This is a genomic window from Balneola vulgaris DSM 17893 (assembly GCF_000375465.1).
Taxonomy (GTDB): Bacteria; Bacteroidota; Rhodothermia; order Balneolales; family Balneolaceae; genus Balneola; species Balneola vulgaris.
In genome coordinates, this window is sequence record NZ_AQXH01000014.1 from 1 (window position 1) to 2,265 (window position 2,265).

Here is a 2,265-nt window from a genome sequence, read left to right on the forward strand (position 1 = left end):
TCCTGAGTAGGAAATACAAGGTTGAGGTTGAAGGGTGTTAACACGAAGGATCTCAAGTGAACGCACTACCCAAAGTTAGTTCATGGTTTGAGACTCTTCGCAACCGATAGACCTCGTTCCCAACGTCCTCGTTGGGAACGCATTCTAGAAGCTCCAGCTTCGCTAATAATGGAAGCAAAAAACAGAGCCGTTTATTTATCCAATACTTTATGCTGCAATATGTATTTTGGCGAATCACTCAAAAAAGATTCACTCGAACATGTCCAAAAGCCAAGACGTTTTAAACCAGTCCCGAAAGCGTTTAGATGAGATAGACGAACAAATCCTAGACCTGCTCTCTGAACGAGCACAGACGGTTCAAGAAGTCATAAAAACCAAAGTCGAGAACCAGTTGCCGGTCTTTGTACCAGAGCGTGAAGAGCAGAAAACAGAGGCGTTTAAGAAATTAGCCATGGAGCGAGGAATTGACCCTGAATGGGCCGAAGATTTTCTTCGTATGATCATGACTTCATCCCGTGCGAAACAATCTCAGTCTAAGTTTCCGATTGCAACCACCGACCCTAAACACATACTATATATAGGCGGTGAAGGGGGCATGGGAAGCCTCTATAAACGCATCACGGAGCAAACGGGTCACGTTGCATATTCGATCGACAAAAGTAACTGGTATGAGCTTGAAGAAATGGCTCCCAAACTGGACATGGTGGTTGTCACAGTTCCAATAAAAATAACTGAACTGGTTATAGAAAGATTGAGTGGTAGACTAAAAAAGGAAACCATATTAGCGGATTTCACAAGTAATAAATCATCGCCCTTAGAGGCGATGTTGAAAGCCCATGAAGGGCCAGTGATTGGCCTTCATCCTATGCATGGACCAGGTGTTCAGAACTTATCAAAACAGTTGATGGTCGTATGTCCGGGTAGAGAAGGAGAGGCGGCAAATTGGTTTATCGATCAATGTAAGCTGTGGGGTATGCGTGTTATTCAAGCAGACGAAAAGAAGCACGATCATGTAATGCACCTCGTTCAAGGACTTCGACATTTCGTAGCTCTACTTCATGGTTCATTTATGGAAGAGTATGATTTGAAACCGAATGACATGCTGGAGTACTCGAGTCCTATATACCGTGCTGAAATGATGATGAACGGCCGAATCTTTGCACAAGATGCAGAGCTGTATGCCGATATCGTATTTGCGGATGAGGAGCGCAGAGAACTGCTCATGAAGTTCTTTGAGCATCATCAAAAATTAGCGGAGTTGGTAAAGCATAACGATAGAGAAGGCTTCATTCGTGAGTTTGAAGGGGTTACGGACTTCTTTGGGAAGTTTGCGACTCAAGCGTTGAACGAATCGGGATATCTCATCAATCGCCTTGCCGATCGCTTTGCATGATGATGGTTGCACAACTGCTGGATTGATTGGAGGCGTTTAGGTAGATCAGAGCATTAACATGAATCTTTAGATATCTTCCTGCGGTCGATATGACAAAGAAATAGAAACCACCTGTTTAGTCACTTCGAGTGAATACGAGAAGTCTAAAGATCGTTAACAACGCTGCTATTTAGCTTAAGTATCCAACCAAATAAAAAGCTGTCATCCTGAGTAGGAAAGGCTGTGATAAGGCTGAAGGGTGCTAACACGAAGGATCTCAAGTGAACGAACTACCCAAAGCTAGTTCAGGGTTTGAGACCCTTCGTACCTCGTTCCCAATGTCCCCGTTGGGAACGCATTCTAGAAGCACCAGCTTCGCTAATAGCAAGGTAATTTCATTCACTTACCCACTTCCCCAACAACGACGTCATCCTGAACAGCGGAGCGAAGTGCAGCGTGATTCAGGATCTTTCTTAGGCTTCTGAGCCACATTCACTTTCTCTTCCCCTTTTGTGTGGAGAAAAGGGGAGCAAAAAGCCACCGGCAGGAATTGATACGGGCCTTCCTTAGCCGCGCCAGGCACAACATGCAATTCCTCTTCCGACAGTGGTCGGACTCGGCGCATGTTCTGCTTCTCTGTCGCTATGCAAAATGAAGGCGAACCCTGCTCAATTCCAACGCCGGGGATGCTTGGAGGCTTGTAGTTCAAACAAAACAGTTGAGTCTATCTTTATATATCTCCCTTCGGTCAATATGACAAAGAAATAGAAACCACCTGTTTTGTCACTTCGAGTGAAAACGAGAAGTCTATAGATCGTTAACAACGCTGCTATTTAACTTAAGTATCCAACCAAATAAAAAGCTGTCATCCTGAGTAGGAAATACAAGGTTGA

The 2,265-nt window shown here is 44.5% G+C and carries 1 protein-coding gene; it reads left to right on the forward strand.

Annotation, left to right across the window (positions count from 1 at the left end; translation table 11 throughout):
• Positions 1–259: 259 nt before the first annotated feature.
• Positions 260–1,393, forward strand: coding sequence for a bifunctional chorismate mutase/prephenate dehydrogenase (tyrA, locus tag B155_RS0112650; RefSeq protein ID WP_018128622.1), 1,134 nt, complete (start codon positions 260–262; stop codon positions 1,391–1,393).
• The last annotated feature ends 872 nt before the right edge of the window (positions 1,394–2,265 follow it).